The organism is Photorhabdus caribbeanensis (assembly GCF_018448885.1).
Lineage (GTDB): Bacteria > Pseudomonadota > Gammaproteobacteria > Enterobacterales > Enterobacteriaceae > Photorhabdus > Photorhabdus caribbeanensis.
In genome coordinates this window covers 196,277-211,072 of record NZ_RCWB01000001.1, presented here as the reverse complement: position 1 = coordinate 211,072, position 14,796 = coordinate 196,277, and the positions used below count along the sequence as shown (strand labels likewise).

The 14,796-nt window shown below is 43.2% G+C and carries 11 protein-coding genes; 1 reads left to right on the top strand and 10 read right to left on the bottom strand.

The features are described 5' to 3' along the window. Window position 1 precedes the first annotated feature (1 nt). Both mscS and EAE90_RS01115 read right to left on the bottom strand, forming a co-directional pair. Window positions 2-874 carry a small-conductance mechanosensitive channel MscS gene (mscS, locus tag EAE90_RS01120; RefSeq protein ID WP_214051892.1) on the bottom strand — a complete coding sequence of 291 codons (873 nt, stop codon included), beginning with the start codon at window positions 872-874 and terminating at the stop codon, window positions 2-4. Window positions 875-1,009: 135 nt separating this feature from the next. Continuing rightward, window positions 1,010-1,378: a YacL family protein gene (locus EAE90_RS01115; protein WP_214052033.1), complete on the bottom strand. Its 369-nt coding sequence runs from the start codon at window positions 1,376-1,378 to the stop codon at window positions 1,010-1,012. 374 nt (window positions 1,379-1,752) lie between these two features. On the opposite strand from EAE90_RS01115, the gene EAE90_RS01110 reads away from it, so the two are divergent. Continuing rightward, window positions 1,753-2,049: a Dabb family protein gene (locus tag EAE90_RS01110; RefSeq protein ID WP_214051891.1), complete on the top strand. Its 297-nt coding sequence runs from the start codon at window positions 1,753-1,755 to the stop codon at window positions 2,047-2,049. Between the two features lie 979 nt (window positions 2,050-3,028). Here EAE90_RS01110 and acnB read toward each other — a convergent pair. The 8 genes from acnB to EAE90_RS01070 form a co-directional block, all read right to left on the bottom strand. Beyond that, window positions 3,029-5,626: a bifunctional aconitate hydratase 2/2-methylisocitrate dehydratase gene (gene acnB / locus EAE90_RS01105; protein WP_214051890.1), complete on the bottom strand. Its 2,598-nt coding sequence runs from the start codon at window positions 5,624-5,626 to the stop codon at window positions 3,029-3,031. A 462-nt stretch (window positions 5,627-6,088) separates the two neighbouring features. Continuing rightward, window positions 6,089-7,516, bottom strand: a complete 1,428-nt coding sequence (gene lpdA / locus EAE90_RS01100; RefSeq protein ID WP_214052032.1) for a dihydrolipoyl dehydrogenase — start codon at window positions 7,514-7,516, stop codon at window positions 6,089-6,091. A gap of 207 nt (window positions 7,517-7,723) precedes the next feature. Next, on the bottom strand, window positions 7,724-9,322 hold the full coding sequence (gene aceF / locus EAE90_RS01095; RefSeq protein ID WP_214051889.1) for a pyruvate dehydrogenase complex dihydrolipoyllysine-residue acetyltransferase: 1,599 nt from the start codon (window positions 9,320-9,322) through the stop codon (window positions 7,724-7,726). Between the two features lie 14 nt (window positions 9,323-9,336). Next, on the bottom strand, window positions 9,337-12,000 hold the full coding sequence (gene aceE / locus EAE90_RS01090) for a pyruvate dehydrogenase (acetyl-transferring), homodimeric type (RefSeq protein ID WP_214051888.1): 2,664 nt from the start codon (window positions 11,998-12,000) through the stop codon (window positions 9,337-9,339). Window positions 12,001-12,189: 189 nt separating this feature from the next. Further along, the gene (gene pdhR / locus EAE90_RS01085) at window positions 12,190-12,954 is read right to left on the bottom strand and encodes a pyruvate dehydrogenase complex transcriptional repressor PdhR (RefSeq protein ID WP_214051887.1); all 765 of its coding nucleotides are present in this window, start codon (window positions 12,952-12,954) and stop codon (window positions 12,190-12,192) included. 597 nt (window positions 12,955-13,551) lie between these two features. Then, window positions 13,552-13,920, bottom strand: a complete 369-nt coding sequence (locus EAE90_RS01080) for a hypothetical protein (RefSeq protein WP_214051886.1) — start codon at window positions 13,918-13,920, stop codon at window positions 13,552-13,554. A 47-nt stretch (window positions 13,921-13,967) separates the two neighbouring features. Further along, window positions 13,968-14,240 (bottom strand): lipoprotein, encoded by a 273-nt coding sequence (locus EAE90_RS01075; RefSeq protein WP_214051885.1) that lies wholly within the window; start codon window positions 14,238-14,240, stop codon window positions 13,968-13,970. A 328-nt stretch (window positions 14,241-14,568) separates the two neighbouring features. Then, a complete protein-coding gene (locus EAE90_RS01070) occupies window positions 14,569-14,790 on the bottom strand; it encodes a helix-turn-helix domain-containing protein (RefSeq protein WP_011147794.1) in 222 nt (73 codons plus the stop codon). Between the last annotated feature and the right edge of the window lie 6 nt (window positions 14,791-14,796).

Genomic DNA, 14,796 nt, shown 5'->3' with positions numbered 1-14,796 from the left:
ACTAATCACTCATCTTATTCCGCGCCATAGCTTGGTTCTGATGCAAATATACATCCATTTGTGGATAAGGAATGCTGATATTGTGTTGATCCAATGTACGTTTAAAATTTTCCATCAAATCCCAATAAACCTCCCAAGCATCACCATTGGTCGTCCATACACGCACAATAAAATTCAGTGAAGAAGGCGCCATTTCATGCAAACGAATCGTCACGCCTTTATCATGCTGAATACGGTTGTCTGCGGCAATAACATCACCTAATACTTTTTTAACTTCATCAATATCCGCATTATACGCAACACCGACCATAATCTGAGTTCGGCGATTCGGTTCACGGCTGGTATTAATAACATTATCAGCAATAATTTTCCCGTTCGGGATTACGACGATCTTGTCATCCGCTGTACGCAATGTAGTAGAGAAAATCTGCACCTGAACAACCGTGCCCTCAACTGCGCCCAGAATAACATATTCGCCCGCACGGATTGGACGAAAAGCCACCAGCAATACTCCCGCGGCAAAGTTGGATAAAGAACCTTGTAAAGCCAAACCAACAGCCAAACCAGCAGCACCGATAACCGCAATGACAGAAGCCGTCTGAACACCTAATTTGCCCAAAACTGCAATAATAGTAAACGCAATAATCGAGTAACGAACAATAGCAGCCAAGAAATCTGATACCGTTACATCAATGCCACGCAATGACATAACTCTTCTTACGCCTTTACTAATGAGTTTCGCCGCCATCAATCCCAGAACAAGAATCAGAATAGCAGCAACAGTATTGACCAGATATTGAATGATTAAATCCTGATGATTAATAAGCCAGCTTGTAGCTTCATTAATGCCACCAGACAGATTGATATCTTCCATTAAAACCACCTTGATTCTTTAGCTATTCAACTATAAGTGAGTAAAATGACTCAATGACTATCCTTCATAGCAACCGTTAACAGTAAGAACAAAACCTATCGTGCCAGAGAATTCTTTTTGCCTATATACAGCTTCTTACCAATCGTTTTTTAAAATAAAGTCCCGATAATCAGTCAACATATCAAGAAAATCCTTGGTGCCACAAAAAGCCAGGCTCTCATTATCGTAATAGCTCATGCCCTCCTCCACCGAATCAGTTTCAAACTCAAGCTGATTAGCGCGAATCATAACTTCTTCGTCATCCATTAACAGCGTATATTCGTGACCCACAAGTTGCCATTGACGTTCACTACCTTTAATTTCAGCTAGCGCTGCGGCAACCTTATCGATCACCGTTAAATCACCGTTAACTTCTTCATTCAGCCACTGACCAATAGCTTCATGATCCATTGAGAATCGGCTAGTCACCTTCCCAGTGACATCCAGCAAAAATTCGTAGTCCATCATTAACCTCCGGTGCGTTCTTTCCGTTCTAAATTTTCTAGCAATTCCGCCCCAGAATCAGCCCACAAACTGACAAGAAGTGTGAGATTAACGCCTCTATGCTGACACAACGATATGGTTTGCACCTAGATAACCGCAATGTCCACCCTAAGCTACCCTTGAAGTTTGTGTCCGCTATGGCTTTCATCGGAGAAGAGTTCAGCCTCAGTGCAAATATAAACAAATACACTATAATTAATAATATCTCAGAGAAACAAAAACAGCAAAATCGAACACACATCCGCTAATCGATGAGGTATATTCAAGAATCTTGCAATACAACCAGTTATTTTCTATCTTGTCTGGAAAAACAAAGCCACTTCTTAGGAGCCATTATGATACGTCATATTCTTTTGTTAAAATTCACACCCGAAATAAAAGAACAACAATTAATGATGATAAGAGACACAGCAATTTCTATGCAGCATCAAATCTCAGGTATTTCTGCCGTTGAATGGGGAAGTAATGTAAGTAGTGAAAATAAAAATAAAGGTTTTACACATGCCATCACCATGACATTTGATGATCAAAAGGCTATTTCAAATTATTTGTCTCACCCTAAGCATGACAAATTAAAAGATCTGCTTATAGATTCTGTCAACGATATCATCGTCTTTGATTATGAAATATAATTTTCATTCTTTGGGAATAACTATCCTACTAATCAATGTTCAACATCACAAATATTGCTGGCACGTCTAAGAATAATTAGACGCGCCAATTATCACTATAAATAGAATTACGCAAATTTTCATGAGAAATTTAAATGTTTAATCAACAATTAAATACTGCATAAAAAGTTTTTAACCTCGCCTATTTTATGACAGTTTGCTATAAAATCAGCATCATTTATAAAAGATAATGAGATAATAAAATAGCGGATTTTACCTTCCATTTTAGGATACTGAAAAAACCATTTAAAAAAGGAGAGGAATTTCTATACCATTGAAAAAAGAGAAAAAATCATAACAATCGGACAGATTAAAACAGTGTAAAACCCATTTAAACCAACGTATTTAAGTTATCATGATTTTGCATAATAAATGCAACATAATAACATTGTAAGTAATCCAGTTCATACACTGTAAAATCATTTATTTGTGAATTTTGCTATGCCTAAAATCAGGCTTTTTCTGTTTTCATTTTTTAGGTTTAAAACCAAAAAGAGCAACAGGTTTGTTAGTAACATTAAAATTACAGCCAACTTCTTTAATGGTTTTTAATGCCGACAAGCGTTTTTATTTTTTTCGCCACTAATTTTCTCAACACGGTTAATATTGTCATTACCCACCCTTATTAATCAATTTAAAATCCATTTTTCCAGACATTTTCCCTTTTAATGTCAATGATATCATCAAATTTTTCACCCACTTTAAAAAATCGTTAATCACTCTTTTTACCTTTAATGATTAAAGTTTTTATCTGTTTTTTAACGACACTCTTACTCTTTTTTCCTGATTTTAAAACCACACTGATAAGCAAAAAACGACCTTTCTTAGCACTTGTTTTATCATTGATAAACACTCAGCAGTGATAGGCGAAACATTAAAAGCCAGTAACTAAAATGGGAGGTTTTTACCTCCCATTCATTCGTATTGCAATATATCGGCATTACACCGCAGTTTGGAAAATCACATCATCCGCTTTTTCGGTGTATTGGTTTAGTTGATCAAAATTGAGATAACGGTAAGTATCTTCCGCGGTCTCATCAACTTTAGCCATAAATTGCTGGTACTCTTCCGGTGTTGGCAAACGTCCCAACAGAGAAGCTACAGCAGCCAGTTCAGCCGATGCCAGGTAAACATTCGCCCCTGTCCCCAGACGATTCGGGAAGTTACGAGTCGAAGTAGAAACCACAGTTACACCATCAGCAACACGTGCCTGGTTCCCCATACACAAGGAACAACCAGGAATTTCAACCCGTGCTCCACTCTTACCAAAGATGCTGTAATAACCTTCCTCTGTGAGTTGAGCCGCATCCATTTTCGTTGGCGGAGCAACCCACAAACGAGTTGGTAATTGACCTTTATGTTGATCCAATAACTTACCGGCTGCACGGAAATGACCAATGTTAGTCATACAAGAACCGATAAAAACTTCATCGATTTTACTGTTCGCCACATCAGACAGTAAACGAGCATCATCTGGATCGTTCGGCGCGCATAGAATAGGTTCTTTAATTTCGGCCAGATCGATTTCGATAACTGCTGCATATTCTGCATCAGCATCGGCTTCCAGCAATTGAGGATCTTTCAGCCAGTTTTCCATACCCGTTACGCGGCGTTCCAGTGTGCGACGATCACCATAACCTTCGGCAATCATCCATTTCAACAACACAATATTAGATTGCAGGTATTCAATAATCGGCGCTTTATCCAATTTAATGGTACAGCCCGCCGCAGAGCGCTCCGCAGAAGCATCCGCCAGCTCAAACGCCTGCTCAACTTTCAGATCTGGCAAACCTTCGATTTCGAGGATACGACCAGAGAAGATGTTTTTCTTACCTTTCTTTTCAACCGTCAAAAGACCTTGCTGAATCGCATAGTAAGGAATCGCATGAACCAAATCACGCAAAGTAATACCAGGTTGCATCTGCCCTTTAAAACGAACCAACACCGATTCTGGCATATCCAAAGGCATCACCCCCGTCGCAGCAGCAAACGCCACCAGGCCAGAACCTGCCGGGAAAGAAATACCTATTGGGAAACGGGTATGGGAATCACCACCAGTACCAACCGTATCAGGCAACAGCATACGGTTCAGCCATGAGTGAATGATGCCATCGCCCGGACGCAGAGAAACGCCGCCACGGTTCATAATAAAGTCAGGCAAGGTATGGTGTGTAGTGACATCAACTGGCTTAGGATAAGCAGCCGTATGGCAGAATGATTGCATTACCAGATCCGCAGAGAAACCCAAACACGCCAGATCTTTCAGTTCATCACGGGTCATTGGGCCAGTTGTATCCTGAGAACCAACAGAGGTCATTTTAGGTTCACAATACTCACCTGGACGAATACCCGTCGTGCCACATGCCCGGCCAACCATTTTCTGAGCCAGGGAGAAACCGCGACTACTTTCCTCAACCGCTTTCGCCTGACGGAAGACATCGCTGGGGGGTAAGCCAAGAGACTCACGCGCCTTACTGGTCAAACCACGGCCAATAATCAGTGGAATACGACCACCAGCACGAACTTCATCTAACAATACATCGGTTTTCAGTTCGAATTCAGCCAGCAACTCATTGGTTTCGTGGTGACGCACCTCTCCTTTATATGGGTAGACATCAATCACATCACCCATATTTAATTTGGTTACATCTATCTCTATTGGCAGTGCTCCAGCATCTTCCATTGTATTGAAGAAGATTGGCGCAATTTTACCGCCCAGAACAACGCCACCACCACGTTTGTTTGGCACAAAGGGGATATCTTCGCCCATAAACCACAGCACTGAGTTAGTGGCCGATTTGCGGGAAGAACCTGTACCCACAACATCACCGACATAAGCCAGCGGATAGCCTTTCTTATTCAGTTCTTCAATCTGTTTGATTGGACCAATAACACCGGCTTGATCTGGGACAATCCCTTCGCGAGCATTTTTCAACATTGCCAGAGCATGCAGCGGAATATCAGGGCGTGACCATGCATCCTGCGCAGGAGATAAATCGTCAGTGTTTGTTTCACCTGTCACTTTAAATACCGTGACTGTAATTTTTTCTGCCAATTCCGGGCGTTCCAGATACCACTGCGCATCCGCCCAAGATTGCATAATTTGTTTGGCTTGTGGATTACCTGCTTTTGCTTTTTCTTCTACATCATAGAAGTTGTCAAACATCAACAAAGTATGAGAGAGCGCTTTAGCTGCAATTGGAGCCAGTTTTTCATTATCCAGAGCATCAATCAAAGGATGAATATTATAACCACCCTGCATCGTTCCAAGCAGTTCAATCGCCTTTTCTGGCGTGATTAGTGGTGAAATAGTTTCGCCTTTCGCAATAGCGGCAAGAAAACCGGCTTTTACATAAGCCGCTTCGTCAACGCCAGGGGGAACTCGGTTAATCAGCAGATCTAACAGGAAATCTTCTTCACCTGTTGGTGGGCTCTTCAGTAACTCAACCAGCGCCGCCGCTTGTGTCGCGTCCAATGGTTTAGGGACGACGCCTTGGGCTGCACGCTCGGCTACGTGCTTGCGGTATTCTTCTAGCACGACTTTCTCCTCGCTCTCATTGTCATTTTATCTACCCGGCTCTGCACCCGCCTTGGAACCTGCCTCACAAGCTATTATCTTTGCGTAACAACATATGTTTTCGCAACAATAGCCCCTCCAGGGACAGGTTGTTAATTATGGTTCCGGGTGCCAGGTCAGAGGATTGCCAGCATAACTTAATAAGTGCAAACAAGTTATGCCCAGCTTCGGGCATCCAGCATACCAAAATTTGAATGCGATGTTAATTCGTTCACATAAAAGTAACATTAACTGATAGTAATATTCTGAATTAACAGCAGACAAAGCTATTAAAACAGATTATTCCGCTGATTTTTGCCAGTAACACCCACAAAAACCATACTTTTTATGCCATGTTTCTTCAAACAGGTCATACCAGAATAAAAAACGGCCTCCATATAAATGGAGGCCGATTGAGCAAATTAGATTAATCGATTTAAGAAATTATTTCTTTTTCTTTGCTTTCGCATTTGGCAAATCAGTAATACTGCCTTCAAAGATTTCAGCAGCCAGACCTACCGATTCATGCAACGTTGGGTGAGCATGGATGGTCAGCGCGATATCTTCCGCATCACAACCCATTTCAATTGCCAGACCGATTTCACCTAGCAGTTCACCACCGTTAGTACCAACAATAGCACCACCGATAATACGATTGCTTTCTTTATCGAAAATCAATTTAGTCATGCCGTCAGCACAATCAGAAGCAATTGCGCGGCCAGAAGCTGCCCACGGGAAAGTTGCCGTTTCATAGCTAATACCTTTCTCTTTCGCTTCTTTCTCAGTCAAGCCAACCCATGCAACTTCTGGTTCAGTGTAAGCAATAGATGGAATCACTTTTGGATCAAAATAGTGTTTCTTACCGGAAATAACTTCCGCCGCAACGTGACCTTCGTGAACACCTTTATGCGCCAACATAGGCTGACCAACGATATCGCCAATAGCAAAGATGTGCGGTACATTGGTGCGCATTTGTTTATCAACATGGATAAAGCCACGGTCGTCAACTTCAACACCGGCTTTACCTGCATCCAGCATTTTACCGTTAGGTACACGACCGATGGCAACCAGAACCGCGTCATAACGCTGTGGTTCTGCCGGTGCGTTTTTGCCTTCCATCGTGACGTAGATACCATCTTCTTTAGCTTCTACCACGGTAACTTTGGTTTCCAGCATCAGATTGAATTGTTTGCTGATACGTTTGGTAAAGACTTTCACCACGTCTTTATCAGCCGCAGGAATCACCTGATCCAACATTTCAACGACATCAATCTGAGAGCCCAGAGCGTGGTAAACGGTTCCCATTTCCAAACCGATAATACCGCCGCCCATCACTAACAAGCGGCCAGGAACCGTTGTCAGCGCCAAAGCATCGGTAGAATCCCAAACGCGCGGGTCATCATGAGGAATAAATGGCAGTTGAATAGGACGGGAACCCGCGGCAATAATGGCGTTATCAAAATTAATCGTTGTTGCGCCACCTTCACCTTCAACAACCAAGGTGTTAGCTCCCGTAAATTTACCAAAACCATTAACCACTTTAACTTTACGGCCTTTAGCCATACCAGCCAAACCACCGGTTAGCTGATTAATAACTTTTTCTTTCCAAACACGGACTTTTTCGATGTCTGTTTTGGGTTCACCAAAAACGATGCCATGATTTGCCAGCGCTTTAGCTTCCTCAATAACTTTTGCTACATGCAGCAATGCCTTAGAAGGGATACAACCAACGTTAAGACAAACACCACCCAAGGTAGAGTAACGTTCCACCAGGACGGTTTCCAAACCTAAATCCGCGCAACGAAAAGCAGCAGAATACCCTGCTGGACCTGCCCCAAGCACCACAACCTGGGTTTTAATTTCAGTACTCATCATGACCTCTTAATTGTTTGTCCGGCGGGTCAGGCGCCAAAAACGATATATTCCACCGGGACCTACACACCGCGAGCAGTTTACAGAATTGTTAATAACCTGAAAAGCGCGTTAACGTGACAGAACTCGCAACAAAACTCACCAGATGTAAGTAGTTCCTCTGTCACCGCAATAACAATCAGGCCGGCACATGGCCGGCCTTTGAGATTACATCACCAGACGGCGGATATCGCTCATCGCATGATTAATAAATGTGATGAAACGCGCACCATCAGCGCCATCGATCACTCGGTGATCGAAGGAGAGCGACAGAGGCAACATCAGACGTGGTACAAACTCTTTACCATTCCATACCGGCTTCATTGATGAGCGAGATACGCCCAAGATAGCCACTTCTGGCGCATTAACGATTGGCGTAAATGCTGTGCCGCCGATACCGCCCAGACTTGAAATAGTGAAGCATCCACCCTGCATATCAGATGCAGTCAGTTTGCCAGCACGAGCTTTCTTAGACATTTCAGTCAGCTCACGAGACAATTCAATGATGCCTTTCTTATTAACGTCACGGAACACTGGAACCACCAGACCATTAGGCGTATCAACCGCCACACCAATGTTGATGTATTTTTTCAGCGTCAGTTTCTGACCATCTTCCGAGATAGAGCTGTTAAAGCGCGGCATCTCTTCCAGCGCTTTTGCTACCGCTTTCATGATGAATACCAGCGGAGTAATCTTCACGCCAAGCTGTTTCTTCTCAGCTTCCTGATTCTGCTGTTTGCGGAAGTTTTCAACTTCAGTGATATCTGTCTCGTCGAACTGTGTAACATGTGGGATCATCACCCAGTTACGGCTCAGGTTAGCACCAGAGATTTTCTGAATACGGCCCAGTTCAACTTCTTCAATTTCACCAAATTTGCTGAAATCAACTTTCGGCCAAGGCAGCATACCAGGCAGACCACCACCGGCTGATGCAGGAGCAGATTCAGCACGTTTAACCGCGTCTTTCACGTAAGCCTGAACGTCTTCACGCAGAACACGGCCTTTACGCCCTGTACCTTTCACTTTAGCCAAGTTAACACCGAATTCACGCGCCAAACGACGGATCACCGGCGTTGCATGAACATAAGCGCTATTTTCAGCGAAGTCATTTTTGTCTTCTTCTGCGAAGCTTCTGCTAGCAATAACCGGTGCTGCCGCTTTCTCTGGTTCAGCCGCTGGCGCTGGAGCTGAGGCAGCCGGAGCAGCAGGCGCGGCACCCGCGACTTCGAATATCATGATCATAGAACCGGTTTCTACTTTATCACCGGCTTTGATTTTAATTTCTTTGACGATACCTGCGAATGGCGCGGGTACTTCCATAGAAGCTTTATCGCCCTCTACGGTGATCAGCGATTGTTCAGCTTCCACTGCGTCGCCAACTTTCACCATCACTTCGGTAACTTCGACTTCATCACCGCCGATATCTGGTACATGAACATTCATAGCCGCAGAAGCTACTGGTTCTGGCTCTGCCATACGCGAAGACAATGTTACCGCTGCTGGCTCTTCCGCTGGCGCAGCTTCTACAGCACTTTCCGCGGAATCAAAAATCATAATCGGTTTGCCAGTTTCAACTTTATCGCCAACCGCAATGATGATCGCTTTAACAACACCCGCCTGAGGGGATGGAACTTCCATAGAAGCCTTATCACCTTCCACGGTAATCAGCGATTGGTCAGCTTCCACTGTGTCGCCGACTTTCACCATGATTTCGGTGACTTCAACTTCATCCGCACCGATATCCGGTACCTTAATTTCGATAGCCATTGATTCTTTACCTCTTATGCCAGACGCGGGTTAACTTTTTCTGGGTTAATGTTGTATTTCTTGATTGCTTCTTCCACAACACTCACGTCGATCTCGCCGCGCTTAGCCAATTCACCCAAAGCAGCAACTACCACGTAAGAAGCATCAACTTCAAAATGATGACGCAGGTTTTCACGGCTATCGGAACGACCGAAACCGTCAGTACCCAATACGCGGAATTCGCTTGCAGGGATGAAGTTACGAATTTGTTCTGCGAACAGCTTCATGTAGTCAGTAGAAGCCACTGCCGGCGCTTCATTCATGATCTGAGCAACATAAGGTACGCGTGGCGCTTCTGTTGGGTGCAACATGTTCCAACGCTCACAATCCTGACCATCACGAGCCAGTTCAGTGAATGAAGTCACGCTGTACACATCAGAACCCACACTATAATCGTTAGCCAGAATCTGTGCAGCTTCACGAACATGACGCAGAATAGAACCAGAACCTAATAGCTGAACTTTACCTTTGTCGCCTTCCAAGCTTTCCAGCTTGTAGATACCCTTACGAATACCTTCTTCTGCGCCTTTTGGCATCGCCGGCATGTGGTAGTTTTCGTTCAGCGTGGTGATGTAGTAGTAAATGTTCTCTTGTTTCTCACCATACATACGCTCCAAACCATCATGCATAATCACAGCAACTTCATAAGCAAATGCCGGATCGTAAGAGATGCAGTTAGGAATAGTCAGAGACTGAATGTGACTGTGCCCATCTTCGTGTTGCAGACCTTCACCATTCAGGGTTGTACGACCGGAAGTACCCCCAATCAGGAAGCCGCGAGCCTGTTGATCACCTGCTGCCCAGCACATGTCGCCAATACGTTGGAACCCGAACATAGAGTAGTAAATGTAGAACGGAATCATTGGCAGGTTATTAGTGCTGTAAGACGTTGCCGCCGCCAGCCACGATGAAGCAGCACCCAGTTCATTGATGCCTTCTTGCAGAATCTGACCTTTAGCGTCTTCTTTATAGTAAGCAACCTGTTCACGGTCCTGCGGAGTATACTGCTGGCCGTTAGGGCTGTAGATGCCGATCTGACGGAACAGACCTTCCATACCAAAAGTACGCGCTTCATCGGCAATGATTGGAACCAGACGATCTTTGATTGACTTGTTCTTCAACATCACATTCAAAGCACGAACGAACGCGATAGTGGTAGAAATTTCTTTGTTTTGTTCTTCCAGCAACGCACCAAAATCTTCCAGCGTTGGCAGTTCCAGTTTCTCTTCAAAATGAGTACGACGGCTTGGCAAATAGCCACCCAACGCTGCACGACGCTCATGCAAATATTTGTACTCTTCAGAGTCTTTATCAAAAGTCACATACGGCAGATTTTCGAGTTGCTCATCAGCCACAGGCACATTGAAACGATCACGGAAATGGCGAACGCCTTCCATATTCATCTTCTTAACCTGATGAGCGATGTTTTTACCTTCCGCCGTATCACCCATACCGTAACCTTTGATAGTCTGAGCCAGAATAACCGTTGGTTTGCCGGTAGTTTCCTGCGCTTTTTTCAAAGCGGCAAAGACTTTCTTAGGATCATGACCACCACGGTTCAGCGCCCAAATCTGGTCATCAGTCATATCTTTAACTAATTCAGCAGTTTCTGGGTAACGGCCAAAGAAATGCTGACGTACATAAGCGCCATCTTTGGATTTGAACGTCTGGTAATCACCATCCAGCGTTTCGTTCATCAGTTGGATCAATTTACCGCTGGTATCTTTACGCAGCAGTTCATCCCAACGATCGCCCCAAAGCACTTTGATCACTTGCCAGCCGGCACCATCAAAAATGCCTTCCAGCTCATTAACGATTTTGCCATTGCCTGTAACCGGGCCATCCAGACGTTGCAGGTTACAGTTGATAACAAATACCAAGTTATCCAGTTTTTCACGAGTTGCGATAGTAATCGCCCCTTTAGATTCTGGTTCATCCATTTCACCGTCGCCCAGGAAAGCATAAACGGTCTGCTTGGAGGTATCTTTCAGACCACGGTGTTCCAGGTATTTCAGGAACTTAGCCTGATAAATCGCCCCGATTGGCCCCAATCCCATTGAAACAGTTGGGAACTGCCAGAATTCAGGCATCAATTTCGGATGCGGATAAGAAGAGAGACCATTGCCATGAATTTCCTGACGGAAATTATTCATCTGCTCTTCAGTTAAACGGCCTTCAAGGAAAGCACGCGCGTAGACGCCTGGAGAGATGTGACCTTGGAAATAAACCAAGTCGCCGCCGTCATTTTCATTACGGGCACGGAAGAAATGGTTGAAACAAACTTCATACATGGTTGCCGAAGACTGGAATGAAGCCATGTGACCACCCAATTCCAGATCTTTTTTGGATGCCCGCAACACGGTCATCACAGCATTCCAACGAATAGCAGAGCGAATACGGCGCTCCAAATCCAGATTGCCAGGGTAAGCAGGCTCATCCTCAACAGCAATGGTATTGATATAATCGCGGTTAGCAGCACCGGCTGCAACACTCACGCCACCTTTACGTGCTTCGTTCAGTACCTGATCAATCAAGAACTGGGCACGATCAACACCCTCTTCACGGATGACCGATTCGATCGCCTGTAACCAGTCGCGAGTTTCGATCGGATCCACGTCATTTTTCAAAATGTCTGACATGGTGTATTCCTTATCTGTTATCTGTTTCTAATGATTGTTTTGGAGCCTATCTTCCCGTCATACCCTTTGACGTTCAGCCGGTCATGACTGGAAGATAGGCCCTCACTGTTGTTGCCGCTAGCGCCCTCAGTAAAGGGACTCAACTTAGCTGTGCAGACGCAGCAAACTTCAAGATCTACACAGCTAATTTTATTCCTGATGCTGTTGAAGACGTCGTAATGATCGCTCGCGGCGAGTGTGCTCGCGGCTGAGATCCAATAAAACATCTTCAATAAAAGCTAAATGGCGATGGGATGCCTCACGGGCTTTCTCTGGTTGTCTCGCCATTATCGCTTCAAAAATCTTCGCCCGATGATCGCTGACAGCCGTCAGCATTTCCCGGCGGGTATACAAAAACTCAAAATTCTGCCGGATATTTTGTTCCAGCATAGGTGCCATACAGCGTAATAAATGAAGGAGAACTACATTATGCGCAGCTTCGGCAACGACAAGCTGATATTGCAAAACAGCTTCGGATTCCGCATTGACATCACCACTTTCCTGAGCTTGTTGAATAACAAGGTGATATTGCCGAATGCGTGCAAAATCTTCGTCAGTTCCACGCAGTGCCGCGTAATAGGCAGCAACACCTTCCAAAGCATGGCGGGTTTCAAGGAGGTCAAATTGAGATTCTGGGTGCCCAGCCAGTAGTTGTGCCAGCGGGTCACTGAAACTTTGCCAGAGGTTACTCTGAACAAACGTCCCCCCACCCTGACGGCGAAAAAGAAAACCTTTAGCTTCTAACCGCTGAATGGCTTCGCGCAGTGAAGGGCGTGACACATCAAACTGTTTCGCCAACTCGCGTTCAGGCGGCAACTTCTCCCCTGGACGCACAGATCCTTCAAGGATGAGATGTTCAAGACGCTGCTCAATGACATCTGATAATTTTGGTTGGCGGATTTTGCTATAAGCCATATTTACTATAAGTCAGTTAGAACCAAGCCAGTTAGAACCTATCTCATTAGGCTATTTTGTTTGTCGTTTCGAACCTAGGCAGTATTCAAACAGCCTGCATCAATAACGCCTACTTAAGGTAGGTACTTATATGGATAAACATTGTTTCGGTCTTCGCCGAAGTCAATTGGTAATACCAATTTAAACTACCGGGCCATAAAAGTAACAAAGTATTCACCAACTGTCCATAAAGACCTTGTGCTAAATCATAAAAACCTGCAAATTTTAACAATTTTTTTTAAAAATTAGCAAAAGCTGATAACCTGTAGGTTAATAAACATCCTAAGATAATATTTTAACCAACCTTTTTAAACATATAAATGGGCATATTGAATCGTTACAGCAATAAAATAGTTGAATCTCTATAAAAAAATATAGCGACCAAATCATCACCTGTTGATTTTAAATACAATTGCATGCTATCAGGTTATAAATGTAGCTCAAATCGATAAGACCGAGAGGCTAAAACTGGCTATTAGAAAGGAATAATGACAAATATGTGAGGAACCACCAGCAACAGCTACACATAACTCCTGCTGATGGAAAAAATGGACTATATTAAAACCAATAGCGCGTCTCTTCATGCCACCCTTTTCTATACATACAGGATGAAATTATCCAACGCCTTGACGATTCATTTTTATCCCAACGCTTAATTTCAGTTTTTGGCACAGTAATGTAATGATTACAAGATTTATCTTCTTTTTCGTCTTTATCTTTACAGGGAAAATGTTTTGTCTCGAAAGAATGAACGACTTCGCTGGTCCAGTCTGATGGTAATTGAGAATAACCCAATGCTTTGCATTCAGCGTAATCCCTGTCTCTTTCATACTTAGTTGCGCCTGGTTTTTCCCACGATGTACAACCCGCCAATACAGTAAATAAGGTAAATAAAGGGATAACAGCTATTTTTCTTATAAAATTCATATAAAAATACCTTAACTAAAAATAAAGAATTAACCAAAGAAATTAAATTAGAATTTAAAAGTCCCTCTAATACGGTAACTCTTATCTTCAAAAGATGGCCTTCCACCAGATTGTATAATTTGTCTGTCTTGGCTTGAGATATCCCGGTAAATATCAGGAATAGAACGTATATTATCTACTTTAACTTCACTGCCTGAAACTATATCCGTGACATTACATTCAAAATAACCACAAGTTGAAATATAGCTATCAGTAAGCCGTGGCATGGAACATCCCGCAACCAAAAATGTCGATAATAAAGCAATGAGAAATTTATTCATTGTTAATATCCTTAAATTGCTGTATATATTATAAAAATTTAATTTAAATAAAAATCATATAAAAAAGAAATTATTTTTTACGATCGAGTAAGTAATATCTAAATATGCATTTTATCTTTCTGGCATTCCAAGGAATATCAGAACAATATTCCCCCAGAGAGAAATATATATTCTTATCGCCAGGAGAAACCTGCTTTATTGGCGTTCCATTAACACCGAAGAGCAACAGGCTAGATAAAAAACATGAAATAATTAATATTTTCATGCACTTAAAACTAGCTAATGAGTATAAGATACCAAAAGATACACAATAACTTCATTTATTGTATTATCGGTTATCCTCTCCATCTTCCACATATTCCAATATATCTCCAGGCTGACACTGTAAATGTTTACAAATTTTTTCCAACGTCTCGATACGGATACCTTTTATTTTGCCATTTTTCAGCAATGATAGATTTTGCTCGGTAATACCAATAATTGCAGCCAACTCTTTAGACTTCACTTTCCTTTTCGCTAAGATCACATCCAATCTTATTATAATACTCATGATGGT